The sequence below is a fragment of the Georgenia sp. Marseille-Q6866 genome (genome assembly GCF_965111665.1).
The window spans coordinates 21,557-27,654 of record NZ_CBCOOR010000030.1 but is presented as its reverse complement, the minus strand read 5'-3'; the positions used below and the strand labels follow the sequence as shown (position 1 = coordinate 27,654).

The 6,098-nt window shown below is 72.4% G+C and carries 6 protein-coding genes; 4 read left to right on the top strand and 2 right to left on the bottom strand.

Going from position 1 to position 6,098, the window contains the following annotated elements:
• From ACWPXV_RS16950 to ACWPXV_RS16940, 3 genes are all read left to right on the top strand, one after another.
• The coding region (locus ACWPXV_RS16950) for a carbohydrate ABC transporter permease (protein ID WP_454086321.1) at positions 1–924 on the top strand (924 nt) is incomplete at its 5' end.
• Entirely contained in the window at positions 921–1,811 is an 891-nt protein-coding gene (locus ACWPXV_RS16945) for a carbohydrate ABC transporter permease (protein ID WP_251840836.1), read from the top strand. The genes ACWPXV_RS16950 and ACWPXV_RS16945, both read left to right, overlap by 4 nt.
• Positions 1,812–1,857: 46 nt before the next feature.
• Positions 1,858–3,303: a GH1 family beta-glucosidase gene (locus ACWPXV_RS16940; protein ID WP_454086323.1), complete on the top strand. Its 1,446-nt coding sequence runs from the start codon at positions 1,858–1,860 to the stop codon at positions 3,301–3,303.
• A 57-nt stretch (positions 3,304–3,360) separates the two neighbouring features.
• Here the strand turns inward: ACWPXV_RS16940 and ACWPXV_RS16935 are convergent, their stop codons facing one another.
• Positions 3,361–4,008, bottom strand: coding sequence for a response regulator (locus tag ACWPXV_RS16935; protein ID WP_454086320.1), 648 nt, complete (start codon positions 4,006–4,008; stop codon positions 3,361–3,363).
• Positions 4,005–5,216: a sensor histidine kinase gene (locus ACWPXV_RS16930; protein WP_454086319.1), complete on the bottom strand. Its 1,212-nt coding sequence runs from the start codon at positions 5,214–5,216 to the stop codon at positions 4,005–4,007. The genes ACWPXV_RS16935 and ACWPXV_RS16930 overlap by 4 nt, the downstream gene beginning before the upstream one ends.
• A gap of 121 nt (positions 5,217–5,337) precedes the next feature.
• Here ACWPXV_RS16930 and ACWPXV_RS16925 point away from each other — a divergent pair, with 121 nt between their 5' ends.
• Positions 5,338–6,066: a GAP family protein gene (locus ACWPXV_RS16925; RefSeq protein WP_454086318.1), complete on the top strand. Its 729-nt coding sequence runs from the start codon at positions 5,338–5,340 to the stop codon at positions 6,064–6,066.
• Positions 6,067–6,098 lie beyond the last annotated feature (32 nt).

The following is a 6,098-nucleotide window of genomic DNA, read 5'->3' as shown; positions in this document are numbered from 1 at the left end:
CCGTCGTCGGCGCGACGTCAAGCAGGACGTGCGCACCGGCGTGCGCGGCGCCGGCTGGGCCGGCGTCGTGTGGGCCGCGAGCGCCGTGCTGCGTGCCCTGCGGCGGCGGCTCACCGGCTCCTGAGCCTCTACGACTTCCGCCTCAACTCGGAGATGACCTGGGTGGGGCTGGACAACTTCGTCTGGCTCTTCGAGAACCCGAAGTTCTACAACGCGCTGCTCAAGACCTTCACCATCGGGGTCCTCTCGACGGTGCCGCAGCTGATCCTCGCCCTCGGCCTGGCGCACCTGCTCAACTACAGGATGCGGGCCCGGAACTTCTTCCGGATCGCGATGATCATGCCGTACGCGACCTCCGTCGCGGCGTCCACGCTCGTCTTCGCCCAGATCTTCGGGCGTGACGGCGGCTTCGCGAACTGGATGCTGTCGCTCGTCGGCATGGAGGCCATCGACTGGCGCAACGGCAACCTCACCGCGCAGATCGCCATCGCCGTCATCGTGACGTGGCGGTGGACGGGCTACAACGCGCTCATCTACCTCGCCGGCATGCAGTCGATCCCCTTCGACCTCTACGAGGCAGCCTCCCTCGACGGCGCGAGCCGGTGGCAGCAGTTCCGCCACATCACCCTGCCTGGCCTGCGCCCGACGATCGTGTTCACCGTCGTCGTCTCGACGATCGGCGCGACCCAGCTCTTCGGTGAACCCTTGCTCTTCGGCGGTGGGACGCCCAACGGCGGCGCCGTCAACCAGTACCAGACACTGGGTCTGTTCATGTACCAGCAGGGCTGGCAGTTCGGCAGCCTCGGCCGGGCGGCCGCCGTCGCGTGGGTGACCTTCCTGCTCATCATCGTCCTGGTCCTGCTCAACACCGCACTCGTGCGCCTGCGTACCCGCCAGCGCCTCACCGACGGGGGAGACCGATGACGACGATCACCCGACCGCCCGCCATCCCCGGCACGCCGCTGGCAGCGCCGCGCCGTTCGCGCAAGCGCGACAACCACGGGGCCGGCTGGCTCACCTACGTCGTCCTCGGCGTCACGGCCTTCCTCTTCATCGCGCCCTTCTACTACATGATCGTCGCGGCGAGCCGGCCGATGTCGGAGATGGTCCAGTCCCCGCCGCCGCTCACCCCGGGCCCGAACCTGGTGGCGAACATCCAGACGGCGCTCGACCAGCAGAACATCGGCCTGGCCATCACGAACTCGGTCATCGTCTCCGGCACGGTCACCGTCGCGACGCTGCTCTTCTGCACGCTCGCCGGTTTCGCCTTCGCCAAGCTCCACTTCAAGGGCAAGAAGCAGCTGTTCGCCATGACGCTGGGCACGATGATGATCCCGCCGACGCTCGGCGTCGTGCCGCTCTACATGGTGATGTCCGAGCTCGACCTCGCTGGACGGCTGTCCTCGGTCATCCTGCCCACGCTCGTCTCGGCCTTCGGCGTCTTCTTCATGCGGCAGTACCTCATGCAGTCCCTGCCGGACGAGCTCATCGAGGCCGCCCGCGTGGACGGCGCGACGTCGTTGCGCACCTTCTGGAGCATCGTCCTGCCGATCGCCCGCCCCGGGATGGCGGTGCTCGGCATGCTCACCTTCATGACGGCCTGGAACGACTTCTTCTGGCCGGTCATCACCCTGAACTCCACCAACCCGACCGTCCAGGTCGCACTGAACAACCTGGGCAGCGGCTACGTGCCGGACACCGCCATCATCATGGCCGGCACCCTCATCGGCACGCTGCCCGTCGTCGTCGTCTTCATCCTGCTCGGCCGCCAGATCGTCAGCGGCATCATGGCCGGCGCCGTCAAGGGCTGACGCCACCTCTCACCCACGAAGAAGGGAGCAGGGCGTCAGCGCCCTGATTCACACCATGAGCATCCAGACCACCACCGCGCCCGACGCGCTCCGCCTCGACCTGCCCAAGAGCTTCGTCTGGGGCGCGGCGACCGCGGCCTACCAGATCGAGGGCGCCGCCGACGCGGGCGGCCGTACCCCCTCCATCTGGGACACCTACAGCCACACCCCCGGCAAGGTGCAGAACGGGGACACCGGCGACGTCGCCGACGACCACTACCACCGCTTCCGCGAGGACGTCGCGACCATGAAGGAGCTGGGTCTGCAGACCTACCGCTTCTCCATCGCCTGGCCCCGCATCACCCCGCAGGTCACCGCCGACAGCCTCGGCCCGGTCAACGAGGAGGGCGTCGAGTTCTACTCCCGCCTCATCGACGAGCTCCTCGCCGCCGGCATCACCCCGGCCGCGACGCTCTACCACTGGGACCTGCCCCAGGCGCTCGAGGACGCCGGCGGCTGGCCGGCACGGGCGACGGCGGAGCGCTTCGCCGAGTACGCGGGCGTCGTCGCGGCCCGCCTCGGTGACCGCCTGCGCACCTTCATCACCCTCAACGAGCCGTGGTGCTCGGCCTACCTCGGCTACGGCAGCGGCGTCCACGCCCCCGGCCGCACGAACCACGCCGACGTCCTCGCCGCCGTCCACCACCTCAACCTGGCCCACGGCCTGGCGACGACGGCGATCCGCGCCGAGCGTCCCGACGCGACGGTCGGGCTCACGCTCAACCTCGCCTGGGTGAACCCGGCCACCGACGCCCCCGCCGACGTCGCCGCCGCGCAGCGCATCGACGGCCTGCAGAACCGCGTCTTCCTCGACCCGGTCCTCACCGGCTCCTACCCGCAGGACATCGTCGAGGCGACGGCTTCGGTCAGTGACTGGTCCTTCGTCCGGGACGGCGACCTCGAGCTCATCCGCCAGCCCCTCGACGTCCTCGGGGTGAACTACTACAGCCCCACCGTGGTGCGGGCCTACGACGGCGTGGGGGAGCGCGAGGAGGCCGACGGCCACGGGGCGAGCACGGCCAGCCCGTGGCCCGCCTGCGCGGACATCGAGTTCCCGCAGCAGCCCGGCCCGTACACCGAGATGGGCTGGTCCATCGACGCCCGCGGCCTCACCGAGCTCCTCGTGCGGATGCACCGCGAGCACCCGGGCCTGCAGCTCATGGTGACGGAGAACGGGGCGGCCTTCCCCGACCGTGTCGAGACCGACGGCAGCATCCAGGACCTGGACCGCATCGAGTACCTGCGCGACCACGTCCAGGCCGTCAGCGACGCCGTCGCCGCCGGTGCGCCCGTGCGCGGCTACTACGTGTGGTCGCTGCTCGACAACTTCGAGTGGGGCTACGGCTACTCCAAGCGCTTCGGCATCGTCCACGTGAACTACGAGACCCAGGAGCGCACGAAGAAGGCCAGCGCCCACTGGTACGCCGACCTCATCAAGGCCCAGCAGGCCTGAGGAACCGCTCGGCCCCGCACGTCGCGCCACCTGCCCGGTGCGACGTGCGGGGCCGTCTCACGCGAGGCCGGCCTCGCGGGCGCGGATGGCGGCCTGCACCCGCGAGGTGCAGCCCAGCTTGGCGAGCACGCGCGACACGTGGGTCTTGGCCGTCGCCTCACCGATGTGCAGCGCCTGCGCCAGGCCCGCGTTCGAGAGCCCCTGCCCGAGCCCGGCCAGCACCTCCCGCTCCCTGTCGGTGAGTGCGGCGACGTCGGCCGGGACCTCCGCCTCCACGGGCTCCGGTGCCTGCGCGAAGGCGGCGAGCAGCCTTCGGGTCACCTCCGGCGCGACGACACCCTCCCCGGCGGCGACGCGGCGGACGGCGTCGAGGAGCGTCGCGGCGTCGGCGGTCTTGAGGAGGAAACCCGCGGCGCCGGCCCGGAGCGCCCCGAAGACGTACTCGTCGAGGTCGAAGGTCGTGAGGACGAGGACGTCGGCCAGCCCCTCCGCGACGATCGTCCGGGTCGCGGCGATCCCGTCGGTCCCGGGCATGCGGATGTCCATGAGGACGACGTCGGGGCGCAGCGCCCGCGCGTTCGTCACCGCGCTCGCGCCGTCGGCGGCCTCGGCGACGACGGCGACGTCCTCGTCCCCCTCGAGGATGAGCCGCAGCCCGGAGCGGATCGCGGCGTGGTCGTCGGCGACGAGGACGCGGATGGTCACGGGGTCTCCTCGAGGGGGATGGTGGTGCGGACGTGCCACCGGCCGTCGGACGGGCCGGCGTGGAAGCTCCCGCCGAGGGCCTCGGCGCGCTCCCGCATGGTGAGCAGGCCGACGCCCGTGCCAGCCGGGGACGGGGGGAGCACGCCGTCGACGGCGTTGGCGACCTCGACCCGCACCGCCGCGCCGGTGAGGGCGATTGTGACGTCGACGGGCCCGCTGCGGCCGTGCTTGAGGGCGTTGGCGAGGGACTCCTGGACGATGCGGTAGGCGGCCTGGTCGACGGCCGCGGGCAGCTCGGGGGATGCGGCGGGGGACGCGACGGTGAGCTCCATCCCCTGGCCGCGGAACCCGGCGGCGAGCGCGTCGAGCTCGGCGAGCCGGGCGGGGCTCGTGCGGGCCTCGTCGCCGGTGCGCAGGAGGTCGATCATCGCGCGCATCTCCCGCAGGGCCGCCACGCTCGCCGAGCGGATCGCGGTGAGGGCCTGCCGGTCACGGCGGGCCGCACGGTCCTCCTCGTCGGGCCGCGGCGCGCTCAGGGCGGCCTCGGAGTGGATCGCGATCGCGGAGAGGAGGCTGGCGAGCGCGTCGTGCAGGTCACCGGCCATCCGGGTGCGCTCGGCGTGGACCACCTCCTGCTCCCGCAGCTCACCGATCCGGGCCAGATCGCGGGCGCGGGCCGAGGCCAGCGCGGCGAGCTCGGTCTGCTGGCGTACCGACCGTCCCCACCACAGCGGGGTGCCGAGCACCGCGAACGCGAGGAGGGCGACGTTCGCCGTGGCTCGCAGGTCACCGGTCGCGACGAAGGCCGCCGCCGCGCCGCCCGTGACGCTGAGGACGACCGCCACGCTCAGCCTGCGGAGGGCGGAGCCGCTCACCCGCAGGGCGGCCGAGTAGATGAGGTCGAGCAGGCCGAGCATCGCGCCCATGCTGCCCCCGAGCAGCGCGTCGACCCCAAAGAGGAGCACGCCCGCACCGAGTGAGAGCAGCGGGGTGCGCGCCTTCGCGAGCATGACGGCGCACATGACGGCGAGGGTGAGGACGAACCACCACCGGTTCGTCGCGAGCGACGGGCCGCCGCCCCACAGGCCGACCAGCCCGACGGCGAGGAGGGCCAGGCCGGCGACGAACGTGGCGAGGGCGTCGCTCACCACACGGGCGCGCTCGGTCCCGCGCACCCGCTCCCGCAACGTTCCGACCAGGCCTGGCACGTCCCCATCCCAGCACACGCCCGGACGCGACCAGGTCCGTCGAAGGATGTACGCGCGGTGGTGGTGGCGTCGGTCCGTCGGCGGACGACGGCGAGGGCGGGCGGGCGGCACCGTCGAGGGCATGACCACCGCGACCGCCGCGACCCTCGCCGTCCTCGCCCTCGTCGACTCGACGAGCTTCGGCACGCTCCTCATCCCGATCTGGTTCCTCCTCACGCCCGGCCGGGTCCGGGTCGGGCGGATCCTCGTCTTCCTCGGGACGGTGGCGGGGTTCTACCTGCTCCTCGGCATCGCGCTCGTCGCCGGGCTGGGCGCGGTGCTCGGCGACCTCGACACCGTCCTCGAGAACCCGCTCGTCGCCCGGCTCCAGCTCGTGCTCGGGACGGCGATGCTCGTCGGCAGCTTCTTCATCGGGCGCAAGCCGCCGGGGGAGCCCGCGCGGCCCGGCAGGCTGCTGCGGTGGCGGGAGCGGGCGATGGGGACGGAGACCGACACCGGCGTGGGCGGCCTCGTCACGCTCGCGCTCGCCGCCGCGCTGCTCGAGGTCGCGACGATGCTGCCCTACCTCGCGGCGACGGGCATCATCGGCTCCTCCTCGCTCGCGGCGCCGGCCCGCCTCGGGGTGCTCGCCGCGTACTGCGTCGTCATGGTGCTGCCGGCGCTCCTGCTGCTCGGCGGCCGGCTCGCCGCGGCACGGCTCGTGCAGCCGCTGCTCGAGCGGGTGGCGGCCTGGATGGAGCGGACCGGAGGGGAGACGACGGCGTGGATCGTCGGGATCGTCGGCTTCCTCGTCGCGCGCGACGCCCTCGGCCGGATCCCCGAGCTGCTCTCCTTCCTCGACGCGATGTGACGGCCCGACGCGCGACGCCGCGGGTGGACGTG